Here is a 19,160-nt window from a genome sequence, read left to right as displayed (position 1 = left end):
TCCACCGCTTCGCTTGCTCCACCTGCTCCACCTGCTCCGCTTGCTTCACCTGCTTCACCACCGAAACCGAGGAGGCTGCGTTCCGGTGCTCAACCCCAGCGAGCTCTACACGCTCACCGAGGACCTGCCGGCCGTCGACCGGCCGGTGCTCGTGCACGCGCTGACGGGCTTCGTCGACGCCGGCAACGCGAGCCGCCTCGCCCGTGAGCACCTGCTGACGGTCGGCTCCCCGCGTACCGTGGCGACGTTCGACCTCGACCAGCTGTACGACTACCGCAGCCGGCGCCCGCCGATGCTCTTCGTCGAGGACCACTGGGAGCACTACGAGCAGCCCCGGCTGCTGCTGCGGGTGCTGCGCGACGCGACCGGCACCGAGTTCCTGCTGCTGGACGGCCCCGAACCGGATCTGCAGTGGGAGCGGTTCACCGCGGCGGTCATCGAGCTCATCGAGCGGTTCGACGTCCGCGCGACCGTCGGCCTGACCGCGATCCCGATGGCGGTGCCGCACACCCGCCCGACCGGCGTGACCGCGCACGGCACGAGCCGCGACCTGATCGCCGGCTTCGAGCCGTGGCTGCAGCGCGTCCAGGTCCCCGGCAGCGTGGGCAACCTCCTGGAGTTCAGGATCGGCCAGCAGGACCGTGACGCGTTCGGCTTCGCTGTGCACGTACCGCATTATGTGGCGCAGGCCGAGTTCCCCTCGGCGGCGGAGAAGCTGCTCAGCTGCGTGTCGCAGGCGACCGGCCTGCAACTGCCGACCGAGGAGCTGCACGCCGCCGCCGAGACGGTGCGCGCCGAGATCGACGTGCAGATCGCCCAGGCCGACGAGGCGGCGTCGCTCGTGCGGGCCCTGGAGGAGCAGTACGATGCGTACACCCGCGGCCGGCAGGGCAACAACCTGCTCGCCGACTCCCCCGCCCCGCTGCCGACGGCGGACGAGATCGGCGCCGAACTGGAACGCTTCCTGGCCGAGCAGACCCGCAACGACGAAAACCCGTAACGCGTCCAGCGCCGGTGACGGGGTCGCACTCACACGGCGTGACGACCTCGGAGATCAACTTGTATGCGTGGAGTACCGTGCTGTTAGGCGGTCGGCACGTCGGTGCGGTGGTTGGCGGTGCCGGCGGAGCGGACCGGTCGGGCGGCGGAGCGTGAGGGCCGCTTGGACGCAGGCGTGGGCCGGACGCAGGCGTGGGCCGGACGCAGGCGTGGGCCGGACGCAGGCGTGGGCCGGACGCAGGCGTGGGCCGGACGCAGGCGTGGGCCGCGCGGGGTGCTCGCTGGGCTCAGGCGCCGGACGGTCCCGGGCTAGGCGACGGCCGGAACAGCCTGGGCGCCCGCTGGAATGGACTAGGCGCAAGCCACAGGGCCTGGCCAGGCGGACGGCCGGCAGGGGCAGACGACGGCCGGCAGGGGCAGACGACGGCCGGCAGGGGCAGGCGTCAGCGGAACGGGAGCCTGCCGCACGGGCGCTGTCGGACCAGATCGCAGCCGCATCGGCAATGGCCCGCCGAAACGCCGCGCGTTCATCGAGAGGCGCGTTGCCGGAACGACGCGCCCCGAAGAGAACGTAAGCACGTCGTCGAACGAGGCGCCCCGGAAAACGTAGCGCCCCTGGGAGACGGGCGAGGTGGCCCCGGGAGACGAACGAGACCAGCCGTCGCACGAGCCGCGTCGCGGGAGACAGACGAAGCGCCTCACGGGAGATGAGGCGCCTCGGCGGAAGAAGATCCCGGTCACCCGAGGGTCAGAGATCCACAGCCCCGGAAAGCCCCGGAAAGCCCCGGAAAGCCCGGGAAAGCCGGCAACCGGTCAGAACGTGAGGCCGGTCAACCGTTCGTAGACCTCGACGTACCGGGACCTGGTGCGCTCCACCACGTCCGGCGGGACCTCCGGGCCCGGCGCCGTCTTGTCCCAGCCGGTGCTGCGGGACCAGTCGCGGACCGACTGCTTGTCGAAGGAGTGCTGGGCGCGGCCCGGGGTCCATTCGGACAGGGGCCAGAAGCGGGACGAGTCGGGGGTGAGGACCTCGTCGGCGAGGATGAGGGTGCCGTCGGGGGCCTGGCCGAACTCGAGCTTGGTATCCGCGACGATGATGCCCCGCTCGGCGGCGATGTCGCGGCCGCGGGCGTAGATGCGCAGGGTGAGGTCGCGCAGCTCTTCGGCGAGGTCCTTGCCGACCTGGGCGACGACGTCGTCGAAGGTGACGAACTCGTCGTGCTCGCCGACCGCCGCCTTCGTCGTCGGGGTGAAGATCGGCTCGTCCAGGCGGGATGCCTCGACGAGGCCCGGGGGCAGGGTGATGCCGCTGACGGCGCCGTCGCGGCGGTACTCGGTGAGGCCGAGGCCGGTCAGGTACCCGCGGGCGATGCACTCGACCTGCACCATGTCGAGGCGGCGGCAGCGGATCGCGCGGCCGGCGAACTCGGCGGGGACGTCCGTGGCGGACACCACGTGGTTGGGCACGATGTCGGCGAGCTGCTCGAACCACCACAGCGACAGCCGGGTGAGCACCGCGCCCTTGTCCGGGATCGGGGTCGGCAGGACCACGTCGTAGACGGAGATGCGGTCCGAGGCGACGAGGATCAGGTCGTCGCCGTCGAGGTACACGTCGCGGACCTTGCCCGAGTGCAGCAGCTTCACGTCCGCCAGCCTAACGTTTAGACTGCCTTCAATCTCAGGGGTGCGGCGACCCCGGACAGCCCTCACAGCAGGAGCACCAGCATGCCGCACACCCGCCGTCAGCTCATCCGCACCGGCCTCCAGGCCACCCTCCTCGGCACGGGCGCCGTTCTCCTCCAACCGGCCACCCGGGCCGGCGCCGCCGTGGTCACCGCCGACCTCGTCGTCTACGGTGCCACCCCCGCCGGCCTCGCCGCCGCCATCCAGTACCGCCGCTCCGGCGGCACCGCCGTCGTCGTCGAGCCCGGCACCCACGTCGGCGGGATGACCACCGCCGGTCTCGGGGCCACCGACACCGGCAACACGGCCGCGATCGGTGGGCTGTCGCACGAGTTCTACCGGCGGGTGTACGCCAAGTACAACGGCACCCCGGTCACCGCGACGTCGCCGGCCCGGTTCACGTTCGAGCCGCACGTCGCCGCCGCCGTCTTCGCCGACCTGCTGACCGAGGCGGTTGTCACCGTCCACCTCGGACAGCGGCTCGCCGCCGTCGCCAAGGCCGGCAACCGCATCACCGAACTGTCCACCCAGGACGGTCAGGTGTACCGGGGCCTCGTGTACGTCGACGCCACCTACGAGGGTGACCTGATGGCGCAGGCCGGCGTCGCGACCACGGTGGGGCGGGAGGGCAACGCCGTCTACGGCGAGACCCTCAACGGTGTCCAGCTGCGCGACAAGCACCAGTTCACCAGGCCCGTCGACCCGTACGTGACGCCCGGCGTCCCGGGCAGCGGGCTGCTGCCCGGGGTGGCGCCCGGCACCCTCGCGCCGAACGGCACCGGGGACGGCAGGATCCAGGCGTACAACTTCCGCATGTGCCTGACCAGGGCCGCCGACCGTGTCCCGTTCCCGCGGCCCGCCGGCTACGACGCGGGCCGCTACGCGCTGCTGCTGCGCTACATCGAGGCCGGCTACACGGGGCCGTTCTTCAACACCGTCGGCGTCGGCGGCGGCAAGACCGACTCGAACAACGACGGCGCGTTCTCCACCGACGACATCGGCATGAACACCGCCTACCCGACGGCGTCGTACGCGGCGCGCGACACCGTCGTCGCCGAGCACCGCACCTACCAGCAGGGACTCATGTGGTTCCTGGCCAACGACCCGCGGGTGCCGGCGACGGTCCGTGACGCCACCGCCGCGTGGGGGCTCGCCCCGGACGAGTTCGGCGCGACCGGACACTGGCCGCCGATGCTGTACGTGCGGGAGGCCCGCCGGATGGTGTCGGCGTACGTGATGACGGAGCACAACTGCCGCGGCACCACGACGGTCGCGGACTCGGTCGGGCTGGCCAGCTACACGATGGACTCGCACAACTGCCAGCGGCTCGTCGTCGGCGGCGTCGCGAAGAACGAGGGTGACGTGCAGGTCGGGGTGCCCGGCCCGTACCAGGTCAGCTACCGTTCGATCGTCCCGCTCGAGGCGCAGTGCGCGAACCTGCTGGTGCCGGTGTGCCTGTCGGCGAGCCACATCGCGTACGGCTCGATCCGCATGGAGCCGGTGTTCATGGTGCTGGGCCAGTCGGCGGCGGTCGCGGCGCGGCTCGCCGTCAGCACCGGCGCGCCCGTGCAGCGGGTCGACGTCACCACCCTGCAGGGGCTGCTGCGCGACCTGGGGCAGCGCATCGACGTCGGCGGCGGGTCGGAGGTCGTCATGGACAGCCGGGGCGGTGGCGGTAGCGGCGCCGGTACGGTCACCCGCGCCGGCACGTGGCTGTCGAGCACCTCGATCGCCGGCTACTACGGCAGCGACTACGAGCACGACGGCAACACCGCCAAGGGGGTCAACCGGCTGCGGTACACCCCGGTCGTGCCGGCGGCCGGCGCGTGGACGGTGCAGCTGCGCTGGACGGCGCACGCGAACCGGGCCGGCAACGTGCCGGTGGACGTGGTGCACGCGGGCGGGGTGAGCACGTTCAGCGTGGACCAGCGGGTCAACGGCGGGCAGTGGGTGGCGCTCGGCACGTTCCAGTTCACCGCCGGCAGCGCCGGCAGCGTGCTGATCCGCACCGAGCAGACCGACGGCTACGTGATCGCCGACGCCGCGCGGTTCGTCCGGACCTGAACACACGGCGGTGCCGCCTGACGTGCACCGGGCGGCACCGCACAACGCGGTTCAGGCGTCCAGCGCGGGTTTCGGCTGGCGGGCCAGGGCGGTGGCGATGAGCACGTCGAGCAGCGCCGGGTAGTCCAGGCCCGCGACCCGGAACATCTGCGGGTACTGCGACACGGCGGTGAACCCGGGGAACGTGTTGACCTCGTTGATGACCGGCTCGGTGCCGAAGCGCAGGAAGAAGTCGACCCGCAGCAGCCCCCGGCACTCCAGGGCGCGGAACGTGCGCACCGCCAGGTCCTGCAGCCGCTCGATGATCTGCGGCTCCAGCTTCGCCGGGATGTCGAAGATCGTCGTCGGGTCGAGGTACTTGGCCTCGTAGTCGAAGAACTCGTGCTTGTCCGGGAAGCTGATCTCCAGCGGCGGGCCGACCTGGAGGGAGCCGTCGGGGTGCTCCAGGACGCCGAGGTCGACCTCGCGGCCGTGGACCATCTCCTCGACGAGGACCTTCGCGTCGCTGGCGCGGGCCTCGGCGAGCGCGGCGTCGAGCTCGGACCAGTCGTCGACCTTGGACACGCCGAGGCTGGAGCCGGCCCGGGAGGGCTTCACGAACACGGGCAGCCCGAGCCGCTCCCGTTCCTGCGGCGACACGGTGCCGGTGCCGCCGCGCAGCACGACACCGTCGGCGACCGGCAGGCCGTCGGCGACGAGGAGCCGCTTGGTGAACTCCTTGTCCATGCCGGCGGCGCTGGCGAACACGCCGCTGCCGACGTACGGCAGGCGGACCATCTCCAGCACCGACTGGATGGTGCCGTCCTCACCGTAGGGGCCGTGGATGGCGGGGAACACCACGTCGCACTCGCGCATCGCGACGATGGCGTCGGCGAGGCTGGCCAGCGCCGGCGCGTCGGTCTCCTTCGTCAGCGCGAGGAGGCCCTCCAGGTCGAGGGCCTCGGGCGAGTCGGCGTCGCGGCCGAAGACCCAGGTGCCGCTGGGCGTGATGCGCACCGGCACCACCTCGTAGCGGGCGCGGTCGAGGAACCGCACGATGCTCAGCGCCGACTTGCACGAGACCTCGTGCTCGCCGCTGCGCCCTCCGAAGACGACGGCGACGCGGGTGCGACGTTCAGCCATGCGGTTGCTCCTTACGGGACGCGGCGCCGAAGGACGGCGCCGCGGCGTTGCCGATGTACGTGCGCGGGACACGGGCGCCGATGCCCGTCAAGATCTCATGCGGGTTGGTCTGTGCCCACGCCGCCCACTCTTCCACGGTGGGTTCGGCGCCGTCGCCCGGGCCGAACAGCACGATCTCGTCACCGAGGGCGACGTCGAGGTCACCGGCGTCGACGACGAACTGGTCCATCGCGACCCGGCCGGCGATCGGGCAGCGGACCCCGCCGATCGCGACGGCGCCGCGGTTGCTCAGCAGGCGGGGCACCCCGTCGGCGTAGCCGGCGGGCACGAGCACGACGGTCGTGTCCCGGTCGGTCACGTACTGGTGCAGGTAGGACACGCCGGTGCCGGGCGGGACGCGTTTGACGTTGACGGCGCGGGCCCGCAGCGTCATCGCGCGGCGCAGCCCGGCGACGACGCCGTCGACCGGTTCGACCCCGTACAGCGCGAGACCGGCGCGGACCAGGTCGTAGTGGGCGGCGGGCACGTCGACGATGGCGGCGGAGTTCGCCAGGTGCCGCAGCGGCGGCTCCAGGCCGGCCTTGGCGGCCACCGCGAGGGCCTCTTCGAACCGTTCGAGCTGCCGGTGCACCGACGGGTTGCCGGGGTCGTCGGCGGACGCGAGGTGCGACCAGACGCCACGGACCCGCAGCGTGCCGCGCCGCTCCAGGTCGGCGGCCCGGCGCACCAGGTCGGGCCAGTCGGCCCAGGCGACGCCGTTGCGGGTCAGGCCGGTGTCGACCTTGAGGTGGACGGTCACGCCGGGTGGCATCGCGTCGAGGTGCGCGGGGGTGGACACGGACAGGTCCACGCCGTGCCGCGCCGCCCAGGCGAAGTCGTCGTCGGTGCCGTAGAGCCAGGCGAGCACGGGCGCGTCGATGCCGGCGTCGCGGACCTGCCGGGCCTCGGCGAGCGAGGTGACGCCGAGCCAGGTGGCGCCGCTGGCGAGCACGGCGCGGGCGACCGGTAGCACTCCGTGACCGAACCCGTTCGCCTTGACGACCGCCATGGTGGCGGCGCCCGGGGCGGCGAGACCGGACAGGAGCCGCGTGTTGTGCGCCACGGCGTCGAGATCGACGACCGCTTCGGCCACTGGTTGCACGCCCCACCCCCTGTCCCGCCGATCATAGTGGTCACCGTGCGTCACAGTACTGTCGGTTAACCGCGGGGTGGGGCTAGGTGCACCCCGCGACGGCGGTCAGGGCCGATGCGCCGGGCCCGGCCGGGCCACGAGACTGGACCGCATGACCTGGTTGAGGGGTGTGTACCGCAGCGGTGTCCTGCTGGGCGCCGCAGTGGTCGTGCTGGCGCAGTTCCTGCTGTCGGTGCTGGTGATGGCGCCGGGGGTGCTGCTCGGCCTGGTCTTCCTGATCCCGCCGCCGGTGCTGCTGGGGCGGCGGCTGACGAACCGGTGGCGGGCGGTGTTCGCCGGGTGGACCGGGCGGGCGGTGCCGGAGCCGTACCTGCCGCCGCCACCGCCGCCGGAGCCGGACAGCGACGGCATGTACCGCCACGACACGACCCTGTACCGGACGCCGCGGTTCCCGCGGTTCTTCGGCCGGCTCGACTGGCTGATGAAGGACCCGGCGACGAAACGGGACCTGGTGTGGCAGCTGTGGTTCCCGTTCGTGGTCCTCGCGGTCGTGCCGGTCGGGCTGGTCGTGGCGCCGTGGGCGGTGCGGCTCGTGGCGACCTGGTCGGCGTGGATGCTGTCGCCGATGGACCCGGCCCGGGCCGCCCGCCGGGGGCGGCGCAGCGCACGCACCCAGCGGGCGCTGCTGGCGTGGGCGCGGGCGGCGCTGCTGGTGTGCTGCGCGGCCCTGGAGGTGCCGCTGCTGGCGTTCAGCCTGGCCTGCTTCGCGCTCGGGTACGGGCTCGGGCTCATCTTCCTCATCCCGGTCGGTGTCGCGCACTTCCGCTGGCTGGCGAACCTGCGCCGGGAGTTCGCCGGGTGGGGCGGGCAGCGGGTGCAGCGGCCGTACACGCCGCAGCTCGTGCCGCAGCGCCGCCCGGACGGGCTGCTGCAGGTGCGCAACAACCTGTACAAGACGGAGGCGATGGCGGCGTTCAACGCCCGCTGGCTGTGGACGTGGAGCGACGTCGCGACGTGGCGGGACCTGGTGTGGCTGGCCGTCGACCCGGTCGTCACGGTCGCGCTGCTGGGCCCGCCGGTCGTCGCCGCGGTCTACGGCGCGTTCGGGCTGGCGCTGCCGTGGCTGTGGACGACACTGTTCGGCGCCGAATGGTCCGGCTGGTACGGCGCGGTGGACGGCAGCCGCACCGCCGGCCTGGTCGCCGGGGTGGCGCTGGTCGCGGCGGCGTTCGCGACGGTGGGGTGGCTGGTCAGGGTGCACGCCCGGTGGACGGCGCTGCTGCTGCGCCCGACCCGGGAGGCGGCGCTGCGGCTGCGGGTGGAGCAGCTGACCCGCAGCCGCGCCGACGCGGTCGACGCGCAGGCCGCCGAGCTGCGCCGGATCGAACGGGACCTGCACGACGGTGCGCAGGCCAGGCTGATCGCGGTCGGGTTGACCCTCGGCGCGATCGAACGGCTCATGGACACCGACCCGGCCGCGGCCCGCAGGCTCGTCACGCAGACGAAGGAGACCGCCGAGGCGGCGCTGCGGGAGCTGCGGGACCTGGTCCGCGGCATCCACCCGCCGGTGCTGTCCGAACGTGGCCTCACCGACGCGGTGCGGGCCCTCGCGCTGGACACGGCCGCCGACGTGACGGTCGACGGCGGTCTCGCGGGCCGGCCGCCGGCACCGGTCGAGTCGGCCGCGTACTTCGCCGTCAGCGAGCTCATCGCGAACGCGACCCGGCACGGCGGCGCGGACCGGATCCGGGTGACGCTGCACCACGGGGCGGGGCTGCTGCGGGTCACCGTCACCGACGACGGCGCCGGCGGCGCCGACCCGTCGCGCGGCACCGGCCTGCGCGGCATCGAACGCCGGTTGGGTACCTTCGACGGGACCCTGGTCTTGAGCAGCCCGCCCGGCGGGCCGACCGTCGCGACGCTGGAGCTGCCGTGCGTGTTGTCCTCGCCGAAGACCTCTACCTGCTGAGGGACGGCATGGTGCTGCTGCTGCGCAGCCACGGCTTCGAGGTGGTCGCCGCCGTCGACACCGGGCCTGCGCTGCTCGCGGCGCTGCTGGAGCACCGCCCGGACGTCGCGGTCGTCGACGTGCGGCTGCCGCCGAGCTTCACCGACGAGGGCCTGCAGGCCGCCCTGGCCGCCCGGCGGGCGGTGCCGGGCCTGCCGGTGCTGGTGCTCTCCCAGCACGTGGAGCAGCTGTACGCGCGGGAGCTGCTCGCCGACGGCACCGGCGCGGTCGGGTACCTGCTGAAGGACCGGGTGTTCAACGCCGACCAGTTCGTCGACGCGGTCCGCCGGGTCGCCGGCGGCGGCACCGTGATGGACCCGACGGTCATCGCGAAGCTCGTCGCGAGACCGTCGGCGGCGACCGGCACGCTCACGCCGCGGGAGCGGGAGGTGCTGACGCTGATGGCGGAGGGCCGCTCCAACGCCGCGATCGGCAAGCAGCTGTTCCTCAGCGACAGCGCCGTCGGCAAGCACATCGCGAGCATCTTCACCAAGCTTGACCTGCCGGTGTCCGACGACGACAACCGGCGGGTGCTAGCGGTGCTCGCCCACCTGCAGGGCGGCTGAGCGGCGCCCGGCGCCGGCCGTGGCGGTGGCCTCGGCGACGAACTCGGCGTGGTCGCGGATGTAGTCGGCGGCGTCGTAGTAATGCGACGCGAACACCAGCAGCGCCGCGTCCGGGGAGTACCGGTACTGCGTCGCCCAGGTCATCGGCGGCAGGTACAGCCCGGTCGCGGGGCTGTCGAGCAGGAACTCCTGCCGGGACACGCCGTCGTCGGCGACGACGCTGCAGCGGCCCTTGACGCAGATGAGGAACTGGTGGCATTCGCGGTGCGCGTGCTGGCCGCGGACCTTCTCGTTGGGCACGTCGAAGACGATGAAGTAGCGGCGCACCGGGAACGGCACGTCCCGCTCGAACTCGCCGACGGACAGGTCGCCGCGCAGGTCCCGCACGTAGTCGAGGCGGTGCACGGTGACCCCGCGCACCTTGGTGCCGTTGACCCGTTCGCCGAGCGGCGCGCCGTGCGGCGCCGCCTGCGCCGGCACCGGCCGCGCGTCGACCTGCGGGTCCACCTGCGCGTCGACGTAGCCGGTGAGCCGGGCCGGGTTGCCCACGACGATCGCGTACGGCGGCACCGACCGGGTCACCACGGCGCCGGCGCCGACCATCGCGTGCCGGCCGATGGTGACGCCGGGCAGGATGGTGGCGTTCGCGCCGATCGACGCGCCGGCCGCGACCGTGGTCCGGGCGAACACCGCCGGGTACCGGCGGCTGCGTGGCATCCGGTCGTTGGTGAACGTGACGTTGGGCCCGACGAACACGTCGTCCTCCAGAGTCACCCCGTCCCACAGCTGCACGCCGCACTTGACCGTGACCCGGTCGCCGACGACGACGTCGTTCTCGACGAACACCCCGTCGCAGACGTTGCAGTCGGCGCCGATGCGGGCGCCGGGCAGCACGTGCGCGAACGCCCAGATCCTGGTCCGCGGGCCGACGGCGGTGCTCTCGCACAGGGCGTTGGGGTGGGTGAAGTACGACATCAGCGCTGGCTCCCCTGCATGATCACGTTCTGGTGCGGGCCGGCGTAGGTCAGTTCGCGGGCCGCGACGGCGAGCGGGCGGCGTTTCGTGTTCTCGTAGCCGCGCCACGCGTACGAGCCGACGACGCCGAGGCCGAGGGCGTTGATGCCGCCGAAGAACAGCACGACGAGGATCGTGGCGGCGTAGCCGGGCACGTCGAACAGGCCGGCGAGGCGGGCGGACAGCACGACCGCGCCGAGGGTCAGCGACACCAGCAGCCCGGTGAGGCCGAACGTCATCAGCACCCGCACCGGCAGGTCGGTGAACGCGAAGACGCTGTCCATCAGGTACGTGACCTTCTTGCGCAGCGTCCAGCCGGAGCCGCCGTGGACCCTGGCCCGGCGCGTGTAGGCGACCTGCCGGCGGCGGAACCCGAGCCAGAACAGCAGCGCCACCAGCGACGTGTTCGCCTCCTCGCACCGCAGGAGGCAGTCGCGGAACGCGCGGTTGCAGCCGAAGATGTCGACGCCGCCGGCCGGCATGTCGCGCACGACGAGCCGCCGGTACACGCCCCAGAACACGCCCGCGGTGAGGCGGCTGCCGAGCGGGTCGGCGCGGCTCTCGCGGGTGCCGACGACGACGTCGTACTCGTCGGCGGCGAGGGTGCGGAAGAACTCCAGCGCCAGCTCCGGCGGCTCCTGCAGGTCCGCGGCCATGACCGCGAAGTAGTCGCCGGTGGCGTGCTGCAGCCCGACGCGGATCGCGGCGAACGAGCCGAAGTTGCGTGACAGCAGCACCAGCCGGGCCCGGAACCGCTGCCGCGGCAGCGTCGCCTGCAGCAGCTCCGCGGACCGGTCGGGGCTGCCGTCGACGACGAACACCGCCTCCAGCCGGCCGTCGAGGGCGTCGTGCAGGCCGTCGACGGCGGCGAGCAGGTCCGGGATCGACCCCTCGTTGCGGTACACCGGCACGATCAGGCTGTACACGTGGTGACCTCCGCCCCGCGGAACGCGTCGAGCGCGGCCGTGACCCGGTCCACGTCGTCGTCGCCGAGCGCCGGGTGGCACGGGACGCTGAGGACCTGGGCGCACAGCCGCTCGGTGACGGGCAGCGTCAGCGCGTCGAACCGGCCGCCGTGCACCGGCTGGCGGTGGTCGGGCACCGGGTAGTGCACGTCGTGCGGCACGCCCGCGGCCCGCAGGTGCGCGGCGAGCGCGTCGCGGGCCGCACGGTCGGCGGCGCGCAGCACGTACAGGTGGGCGACGTGCTCGCCGGCGGCGACGTGCGGCAGGGTCAGCGCCGGGTGCCGGACGGTGGCGGCGTACCGGGCGGCGACCCGCGCCCGGCGGGCGTTCCAGTCGTCGAGGTGCGGCAGTTTCACGCCGAGGACGGCGGCCTGCAGCTCGTCCATGCGGCTGTTGCGGGCCGGGCCGTCGGCCTGGTGGTACTTGCGGTCCCAGCCGTACTGCCGCAGCCGCCGCACCCGGCCGGCGACGCCCGCGTCGGCGGTGACGACGGCCCCGGCGTCGCCGAGCGCGCCGAGGTTCTTCGTCGGGTAGAAGCTGAACGCGGCCGCGTCGCCCCAGGCGCCGGCCCGCCGCCCGGCGCGGGTGGCGCCGTGCGCCTGCGCGCAGTCCTCGACGACGGCGGCGCCGTGCCGGTCCGCGACCGCGCGCAGCGCGGCCATGTCGGCGAGCCGCCCGTACAGGTGCGTGACGAGGACCGCGTCGAACCCGCCGTCGCGGCCGGCCCGGTCCAGGCACGCCGGGTCCATGGTGGCGGTGGCCTCGTCGACGTCGACGTAGACGGGTTCGGCGCCGAGGGCGAGCACGGCGGTGGTGCCGTAGCCGCCGGCGTTCGCGGCGAGCGCGACCCGGCTGCCGCGGCCGGCGCCGACCCCGGCGAGGGCGAGCTCGATCGCGTCGGTGCCGTTGCCGACGCCGACGGCGTGCGGGACCCCGCAGTAGGCGGCGAACGCCTCCTCGAACGCGGCGACCTCCCGGCCGAGGATGAACCAGCCGCTGTCCAGGACCCGGCGCACCGCCGCCGTCAGCGCCCCGGCGAGGGGCGCGTGCAGCGTCACGAGATCGTTCATGTCACCTCATAGACGGTCAGCTGCCCGGCGGTGTACCGGGGCACGGCGAGGCCGCCGTGACCGCGCAGGTCACCGACGGGTCCGGCGGTGGGGTCGGCGACGAGCCAGCGGACGCGGTACCGGTCGCGCAGCACGCCGATCGTGGCCGGCCCCGGGTCGGTGAAGGCGGCGTCGTTGGCGGCGAGGCGGGCCGGGTCCCAGAAGTCGGCGAACCACGGCGGGACCCCGTCGGCGGCGGCCCGTTCGTACGTGCTGTTGGTGAAGCCCCAGCCCTCGACGAGGACCCGGTGGCCGCTGGCGGCGGCGAGCGCGAAGCGGCGGTTGTCGCACGGCCCGCCGGCGCGGCGCACGCCGAAGCAGTGCGCGTTGGTGGCGAGCAGGTCGCCGGGGGCGGCGTGCCGGTGCAGCCAGCGGCCGGCGTGCCACGTGTCGCGGTCGATGGCGCTGGTCCGGCCGTCGGGCGCGACCTGGTCGGTGACGGGCACGGCACGCCAGCCGCCGGCGGCGGTGTCGGTGACGACGACGGCCGTCTGGTCGTAGGCGGTCGGCAGCCCGTACCCGGCGCACACCGCGACCGCGACGGCGAGGATCCGCGGGTCGCGGCGCACGGCGGCGGCCGCGACGACCGCGAGGGCGACGGCGGCGAGGGCGAGGTAGGGGCGGCCGAGCTGCCAGCCGAGCGCGGCCCCGGCCGGCTGGACCGGGTCGTGGCGGCGCAGGAGCAGCACCGCGGCGGCGCCGGCGGCCGCGGCGAGCCCCAGGGTCGCGGCCCGCGCGGCGGTCATCCGGCCGGCGACGGCGGCGAGCCCGGCGACGGACGCCACGGCGAGCGCCGGCCGGGCCGACACGATCAGGTACGACTGGGACCCGCCGGGGTGGCCGAACAGCAGCACCCCGGCGGTCCCGCCGGCGCCGACGGCGAGCAGCAGCAGCACCGGCGGGTCCAGGGCGCGGCGGCCGAGGGCGGGGACGCCGGCCCAGATGAACAGCCAGCACAGCACGGTGAGGCCGGCGGCGACGACGGCGTGCCCGGCGGGTGTGCCGGGACCGGTGTAGCCGGTCCAGGTGGCGGCGACCGTGGCGAAGCCGTCCATGGTGGCGAGGGGCCGCACGACGAGCCCCTGCCCGGCGCCGCCGCCGTACAGCACGACCTGCGCGGTGACGGTGCACGCGGCGGTGACCGCGGCGGCGAGCAGCGCCGGGCGGTGCAGGCCGCGGCGGGCGGCGAGCCGGACGAGCACGACCAGGCCGAGCGCGCCGGTCAGCAGCGGCAGGTACGGTGACTTCGCCCCGGCGAGCCCGGCCAGCAGCAGCGTGCACAGCAGCCAGGTGCCGGGGCGGGCGCCGCGCAGCGCGTCGGTGAGCAGCAGGACCACGGCGGCGAACAGCAGCGCGCCGAACGTCTGCGTCGGGCTGGTCCAGGCGACCATGCGGTAGATGGAGCCGTCCTCGTACGGGCCGAAGCCGAACCAGCCGTCGGGGTGCGGCCAGCCGTACGGGTCGGGGGCGAGGACGAGCAGCGCGACGGCCGCGGCGGCCGGGCCGGTCCACCAGCCGCCGGTGACGCGCCGGGCGAGCAGCGCGACGAGCAGCAGCGTGCCGGCGAGCATCGGCAGCGGGGTCAGCCGCACCAGCAGCGTCAACGGGTCGATGCCGGTGACCCAGCTGGTCGCGGCCATCTCCGGGTAGACGAACCAGTGGTAGACGAGGGGTTCGCCGGACACCCACGGCGCCTGCATCGGCATGTGCTGCTTCGCCTCGGCGACGAGCGCCAGGTGGAACGGGGTGTCGGCGTCGGTGGGGCCGGTGACCGGCCAGCCGAGCCCGTGCGAGCGGAACATGCGGACGCTGCGCAGGACGAGGACGCCGATGATGAGCAGCATCGACCAGGACCAGGCGGCCGGGGTCGGCGGCAGCCCGCGGGCGCCCCGCCACGCCCGGCGCAGCCGCGGCACCACCAGGCAGGCGGTGATCATGCCGGCGGGCCAGGCGAGCACCAGCAGCGGCAGCCCGGCGGCGCGGGCGGCGACGTACGCGAGGACCTCCGCGACGTAGCCGGTGGCGGCGCCGGCGACGACGTCGGCGGTGAGCCGGCCGGAGCGGCCGCGCAGGGACCGCCACAGCAGCGTTCCCGGCAGCACGACACCGGCGGTGAGCCAGGCGGCGAACGCGACGGTCGCGCCGAGCGGCACCCCGTAGCAGCGCAGCGTCGCGGCGGTCCCGGCGAGCCCGGTGGCGAGCGGCAGCAGCGGCCCGACCCGTCCCCGGGCGCGCCGCAGGGTGTGCCGCAGGGTGTGCCAGGGACGGCCGGCGGTCGCCGGTGGACCGCCCGGACCTGCGGCGGGATCACGTGTCGCGTCCAGTGTCGTGCTCACTGCACCGCCCAACGGCGCCGGTCCGGGGAGGGTCGCGCCGGATCACCCGTTCGCGGCACACGCCGCCGGGGTCGCCGGCCCTGGCGGCAGCGGGTGCGCGAGGCCCGCGGCCGCGGCGGCGAGCAGCACGGCGGCGGCGAGCAGGACCGCCACGGTGAACCGCCACGGCACCCGCCGCCAGGCCGCCGGCGCGGGCCGCGCGGGCGCCGGCTCACCGGGGGCGGGTGGGGTGAGCAGCGCGCAGCCGGCGGCGGCGAGCAGCACCAGGGGCAGCGCGAAGCGGGTCTCGGTCGCCGACGCCATCAGCGACGCGCACACCGCCGCGGCGAGCACCGCGAGCGCCCGGGCACCCGGGGTGCGGCAGGCGGCGCCGACACCGGCGGCGACGACCAGCACGACCGGCACCGCCAGCCAGTGGCGCTCCACGGTCGCCGCCGCGCCGTACGGGGTGGCGACCGGCCAGGCGAGGGCCGCGGCGACCTTCTCGACCAGGAACAGCGCCGAGCCGGGCAGGTCGCCCAGCAGCGCCCGGAGCAGGCCGCCGGTCGAGGTGACCGGGTCGCCGGCGACCGCCGCGGCCATCGACGGGTCGCAGTAGAACTGCTGCGGCGCCCCGGTCGCGGGTTCGATCGTGTCGTACCGCACGACGTACGAGGCGTACCCGGCCTGGAACCCGGCGAGTCCCGCGGTGCCGGGCGGGGTCGGGCCCGGCGGGTCGCCGCGCAGCAGGTTGTACGCCACCTGCGGTAGCGTTCCGGCCACCGCGCCGGCCGTGAACCACAGCGCCGGCCGGGCCGCGACCCGGCCGGCGAGCACGAGCCCGCCCAGGGCGAGCACCGGCAGCAGGTACGCGGGGCGCAGGTTGACGGTGACGGCGGCGGCGACCCCGGCGGCCAGGACGGCACGGGCCGGCGGCCAGCGGGTGGGCGGCCGCAGCGCCAGCCACCCGGCGGTGAGGAAGGTCGCGGCGGCCGGCAGGTCCATCAGCGGGAACGGGGCGAACCGGGCGGCGGCGAGCCAGGTCAGCGCCGCGCACACCCAGACGGCGGCGGGCCGCCGCCGACCGGCGACCGCCGGCAGCAGCCCCGCCCCGACGACCGCGACGAGCAGCGCGTTCTGCGCGAGCACGGCCCACCGGCCGGCGCCCGGGGCGAGGTGCTCGGCGAGGGCGGCCGGGGCGTACACGGCGGCGGTGAGCACGCCGCGGAAGTCCAGGTCGCCCTCGCGGGCCGCACCGGCGGCGGTGAACAGGGCGAGGGAGCCGTTGAAGTAGCGGGCCGCGTCGTAGACGAACCCGGCCGCGGGTCCCGCCGCGATGGTGGCCGTGACCAGCGCCGCCGCCGCGGCCGCGGTGGCCCGCCGGGGCCCCGCCCACCAGGTGGCCGGCGGCCACGTGAGGTGCCACCGCCGCTCCCGCACCGCCATGAGGTTCCTAACGATCGAGGCGCCCGCGCCGGTACGCCGTGCGGTACCGTGTTCGCCGCTTACCTTCGTCACTCCCGAGGAGCAGGACCGATGGGCATCGCGCAGGACCAGGTCGTGGTCGGCCTCGACAACGGTGGCACCGCCAACAACGCCACGGTGCTCGCCCACGACGGCACGTTCCTCGTCGACGGCCTCGTCGAGGTGCCCAGCCGCGTCCTGGAGGGTCCGGCGGTCGCGGTCGAGGCCCTCGCCGGGGCGTTCGACAACATCCTCGCCGTGACCAAGGTCGACCGGGAGCGGGTCGCCGCCGTCGGCCTGGACACCCCCGGCCCGGCCACCGCCGACGGGATCATCTCCTCGAAGGGTTCGACGAACTTCTCCCAGCAGGCGTGGTGGGGCTTCGACTTCCGCGGCGCCCTCGAGCGGCGGCTCGGGCTGCCGGTCGTCTACAACAACGACGGCAACGCCGCCGCCCTGTACGCCCACCACGTGCACTTCGGCGCGGAGGCCGACGCCCGCTCGTCGGTGTCGGCGATCGTCGGCACCGGCCTCGGCGGCGGCGTCATCGAGCAGGGCAAGGTCGTGAAGGGCGCCGCCGGCATGGCCGGCGAGCTGGGTCACGTCCACATCCCGATGCACGGCCTGCTCGAGGAGGGGCAGCCGCTGCCGTCGTGCGGGTGCGGGTTCCTCGGCGACGTGGAGAGCGTCAGCTCGCTGACCGGCATCGTGCGCAACCTGCTGCCGTACTGGCTGACCCGGTACCCCGACCACCCGCTGCACCAGGCCGAGTCGGTCCGGGTCGCCGCGAAGCAGGTCCGCTCCTACGCCGAGCAGGGCGACGAGCTGGCGCTGCGCATCTTCGAGCAGCAGGCGATGGGCCTCGGCCGGCTGTTCACCATCGCCGCGAACTTCACCGACCCCGACTGCTACTTCGTCGGCGGCGGTGTCGTCGAGGCGGCCCCGCACTTCCGTGAGTGGTTCCTGGCGCAGGTGCGCGAGCACACGCTGCTGCGTGAGGAGCAGGCGGCGGTCGCCACGTTCGCCCTGGTCCCGGACCGCGACATGGCCGGCGCCCGGGGCGCCGCGATCGCCGCGGCCGCGAGCCTCTGACTGCTCAGGGCTGCTCGGCTCAGGGCTGCTCGACCGGGGCCGGGGCGCGGGCCACGCCCTCGCCGACCTGGGTCAGCACGCCCGTGTCGCCGCGCTGCCAGCGCCGGCCGCGGCTGTCGGTGAAGCGCAGCTCGACGTGCATGTCGGCGGACGGGGCGAGCCGGATCGTGCCGTCGTCGTTGATCCGGTCCCGCTCGACCGGGCCTTCGGTCCGCTCCTCGTCGAACCCGGCGTACACCTCGGGCTGCTCCGCCGGCGGCACGATGCGGACCCGGCGGATCGCGGTCCACGCGGCGGGCGGGTCCCGGAAGACGATCTCCAGGTCGTAGACGGGGGTCTGCCCGGCGTTGCGGACCGCGGCGCCGACCACGCCCCTGGTGATGATCTTCTCGAACGTCTCGCGCTCGCTGACCGCCCACGCGCAGACCCGCTCGGCGTCGGCGCGCGCCTCGGCGAGCCGGTACGCGGCGAGCAGCTCCCCGGCGGCGGCCGCGGCGGACCGGACGGTACGCAGCGCCAGGAAGGCGACGTACACCGCGGCGCCGGCGGCCAGGACCGCGAGCACCGCCACCACGAACACCGTCACAACGGACAAATTACCCGCATCGCGCCTGGCTGGAAGCCCGGACGGCGGGAGAGAATGGCCCGGTGAGCAACCTGGAGCCCCTGCCCGCCGAGCAGGACCTGCCCGCCGACACCGGCACGGCCCCCTGCGCGGAGCTGCTCGACGGGCGCGACGTGCCGCTGGGCCGCCACACGGTGGTGCGCCGGACCCTGCCGAACAAGACCCGCCGGACCGTCGGCGCGTGGTGCTTCCTGGACCACTTCGGGCCCGAGGACGTCACCGCCGGCCCAGGGATGCGGGTCCCGCCGCACCCGCACATCGGGCTGCAGACGGTGAGCTGGCTGTTCGACGGGGAGATCCAGCACCGCGACAGCCTCGGCTCCGACGTGCTGGTCCGCCCCGGCCAGCTCAACATCATGACGTCGGGGCACGGCATCGCGCACTCCGAGGACTCCCCCGCCGGCAAGCCGCCGCTGCTGCACGGGCTGCAGCTGTGGGTGGCGCTGCCCGAGGAGGCGCGCCGGCAGCCGCCGCGCTTCGAGCACCTGGCGGACCTGCCGGTCGCCGAGGTCCCCGGGCTCCGCATGACGGTGGCGGTCGGCTCGCTGGGCGGCGCCACGTCGCCGGCCCGGGTGCACAGCGACCTGGTCGGCGCCGAGCTGGCGGTCGCCACCCGTACACCGGCGGAGATCGCGGTCGACCCGGCCTTCGAGCACGCGGTGGTGCTGACCCACGGCAGCGCCCGGGTCGAGGGCACCGACGTGACCGGCGGCGCGCTGCTCTACCTCGGTGCCGGGCGCTCGTCGCTGCGCGTCGAGGGCGACGGGCGGCTGTTCCTGCTCGGCGGGGTGCCGTTCGAGGAGGACCTGGTCATGTGGTGGAACTTCGTCGCGCGCACGCACGAGGAGATCGTGGCGGCGCGCGACGAGTGGGAGGCGGCCCGGGCGGGGCTGGGCAGCACGCCGGAGCGCTTCGGCACGGTGCCGGGCGGGCAGGAGCCGCTGCCGGCGCCCGCGCTGCCGACCACCCGGCTGCTGCCCCGCCCGAGGTTCCGCGCCTAGG

15 protein-coding genes are annotated in these 19,160 nt (G+C 74.8%); 6 read left to right on the top strand and 9 right to left on the bottom strand.

Annotated features, from left to right (window positions below; genetic code table 11):
• Nucleotides 1-85 precede the first annotated feature (85 nt).
• A complete protein-coding gene (locus tag OP18_RS00915; RefSeq protein ID WP_033356696.1) occupies nucleotides 86-1,000 on the top strand; it encodes a proteasome assembly chaperone family protein in 915 nt (304 codons plus the stop codon).
• Nucleotides 1,001-1,812: 812 nt separating this feature from the next.
• Here OP18_RS00915 and OP18_RS00910 read toward each other — a convergent pair.
• A complete protein-coding gene (locus tag OP18_RS00910) occupies nucleotides 1,813-2,652 on the bottom strand; it encodes a phosphoribosylaminoimidazolesuccinocarboxamide synthase (protein WP_081970192.1) in 840 nt (279 codons plus the stop codon).
• A gap of 72 nt (nucleotides 2,653-2,724) precedes the next feature.
• On the opposite strand from OP18_RS00910, the gene OP18_RS00905 reads away from it, so the two are divergent.
• Complete coding sequence (locus tag OP18_RS00905) at nucleotides 2,725-4,746, top strand: FAD-dependent oxidoreductase (RefSeq protein ID WP_052386032.1); 2,022 nt, start codon at nucleotides 2,725-2,727, stop codon at nucleotides 4,744-4,746.
• 51 nt (nucleotides 4,747-4,797) lie between these two features.
• Here OP18_RS00905 and OP18_RS00900 read toward each other — a convergent pair whose 3' ends face one another.
• Both OP18_RS00900 and alr read right to left on the bottom strand, forming a co-directional pair.
• Nucleotides 4,798-5,868, bottom strand: coding sequence for a D-alanine--D-alanine ligase family protein (locus OP18_RS00900; RefSeq protein ID WP_033356694.1), 1,071 nt, complete (start codon nucleotides 5,866-5,868; stop codon nucleotides 4,798-4,800).
• Complete coding sequence (gene alr, locus OP18_RS00895; protein ID WP_211273397.1) at nucleotides 5,861-7,009, bottom strand: alanine racemase; 1,149 nt, start codon at nucleotides 7,007-7,009, stop codon at nucleotides 5,861-5,863. Before alr ends, OP18_RS00900 begins: the two co-directional genes overlap by 8 nt.
• A 142-nt stretch (nucleotides 7,010-7,151) precedes the next feature.
• Between alr and OP18_RS00890 the strand changes: the two genes are divergently transcribed.
• Together OP18_RS00890 and OP18_RS00885 are read left to right on the top strand one after the other, a co-directional pair.
• Nucleotides 7,152-8,969, top strand: coding sequence for a sensor histidine kinase (locus tag OP18_RS00890; RefSeq protein ID WP_033356693.1), 1,818 nt, complete (start codon nucleotides 7,152-7,154; stop codon nucleotides 8,967-8,969).
• On the top strand, nucleotides 8,933-9,574 hold the full coding sequence (locus OP18_RS00885; protein WP_033356692.1) for a response regulator transcription factor: 642 nt from the start codon (nucleotides 8,933-8,935) through the stop codon (nucleotides 9,572-9,574). Before OP18_RS00890 ends, OP18_RS00885 begins: the two co-directional genes overlap by 37 nt.
• On the opposite strand, the gene OP18_RS61700 is transcribed toward OP18_RS00885, so the two are convergent.
• The 5 genes from OP18_RS61700 to OP18_RS00860 are packed head-to-tail and all read right to left on the bottom strand — an operon-like array spanning nucleotide 9,542 to nucleotide 16,423.
• The gene (locus OP18_RS61700; protein WP_052386030.1) at nucleotides 9,542-10,549 is read right to left on the bottom strand and encodes a WxcM-like domain-containing protein; all 1,008 of its coding nucleotides are present in this window, start codon (nucleotides 10,547-10,549) and stop codon (nucleotides 9,542-9,544) included. The two genes, OP18_RS00885 and OP18_RS61700, sit on opposite strands and share 33 nt — an antisense overlap.
• The gene (locus OP18_RS00875) at nucleotides 10,549-11,514 is read right to left on the bottom strand and encodes a glycosyltransferase family 2 protein (protein WP_052386029.1); all 966 of its coding nucleotides are present in this window, start codon (nucleotides 11,512-11,514) and stop codon (nucleotides 10,549-10,551) included. The genes OP18_RS61700 and OP18_RS00875 overlap by 1 nt, the downstream gene beginning before the upstream one ends.
• On the bottom strand, nucleotides 11,502-12,623 hold the full coding sequence (locus OP18_RS00870; RefSeq protein ID WP_033356691.1) for a DegT/DnrJ/EryC1/StrS family aminotransferase: 1,122 nt from the start codon (nucleotides 12,621-12,623) through the stop codon (nucleotides 11,502-11,504). Before OP18_RS00870 ends, OP18_RS00875 begins: the two co-directional genes overlap by 13 nt.
• Nucleotides 12,620-14,998: a hypothetical protein gene (locus tag OP18_RS00865; protein ID WP_033356690.1), complete on the bottom strand. Its 2,379-nt coding sequence runs from the start codon at nucleotides 14,996-14,998 to the stop codon at nucleotides 12,620-12,622. Before OP18_RS00865 ends, OP18_RS00870 begins: the two co-directional genes overlap by 4 nt.
• Before the next feature lie 42 nt (nucleotides 14,999-15,040).
• Entirely contained in the window at nucleotides 15,041-16,423 is a 1,383-nt protein-coding gene (locus OP18_RS00860) for a hypothetical protein (RefSeq protein ID WP_033356689.1), read from the bottom strand.
• A gap of 90 nt (nucleotides 16,424-16,513) precedes the next feature.
• Between OP18_RS00860 and OP18_RS00855 the strand changes: the two genes are divergently transcribed.
• Entirely contained in the window at nucleotides 16,514-17,533 is a 1,020-nt protein-coding gene (locus OP18_RS00855; RefSeq protein WP_033356688.1) for an ROK family protein, read from the top strand.
• Between the two features lie 19 nt (nucleotides 17,534-17,552).
• Here the strand turns inward: OP18_RS00855 and OP18_RS00850 are convergent, their stop codons facing one another.
• Nucleotides 17,553-18,119, bottom strand: coding sequence for a hypothetical protein (locus OP18_RS00850; protein ID WP_033356687.1), 567 nt, complete (start codon nucleotides 18,117-18,119; stop codon nucleotides 17,553-17,555).
• Nucleotides 18,120-18,181: 62 nt separating this feature from the next.
• Between OP18_RS00850 and OP18_RS00845 the strand changes: the two genes are divergently transcribed.
• Nucleotides 18,182-19,159, top strand: a complete 978-nt coding sequence (locus OP18_RS00845; RefSeq protein ID WP_033356686.1) for a pirin family protein — start codon at nucleotides 18,182-18,184, stop codon at nucleotides 19,157-19,159.
• Nucleotide 19,160: the final 1 nt, after the last annotated feature.

This window comes from Dactylosporangium aurantiacum (genome assembly GCF_000716715.1).
GTDB classification, from domain to species: Bacteria; Actinomycetota; Actinomycetes; order Mycobacteriales; family Micromonosporaceae; genus Dactylosporangium; species Dactylosporangium aurantiacum.
Note: the sequence above shows the minus strand (reverse complement) of the source record. Positions and strands in the feature narration are given on the sequence as shown.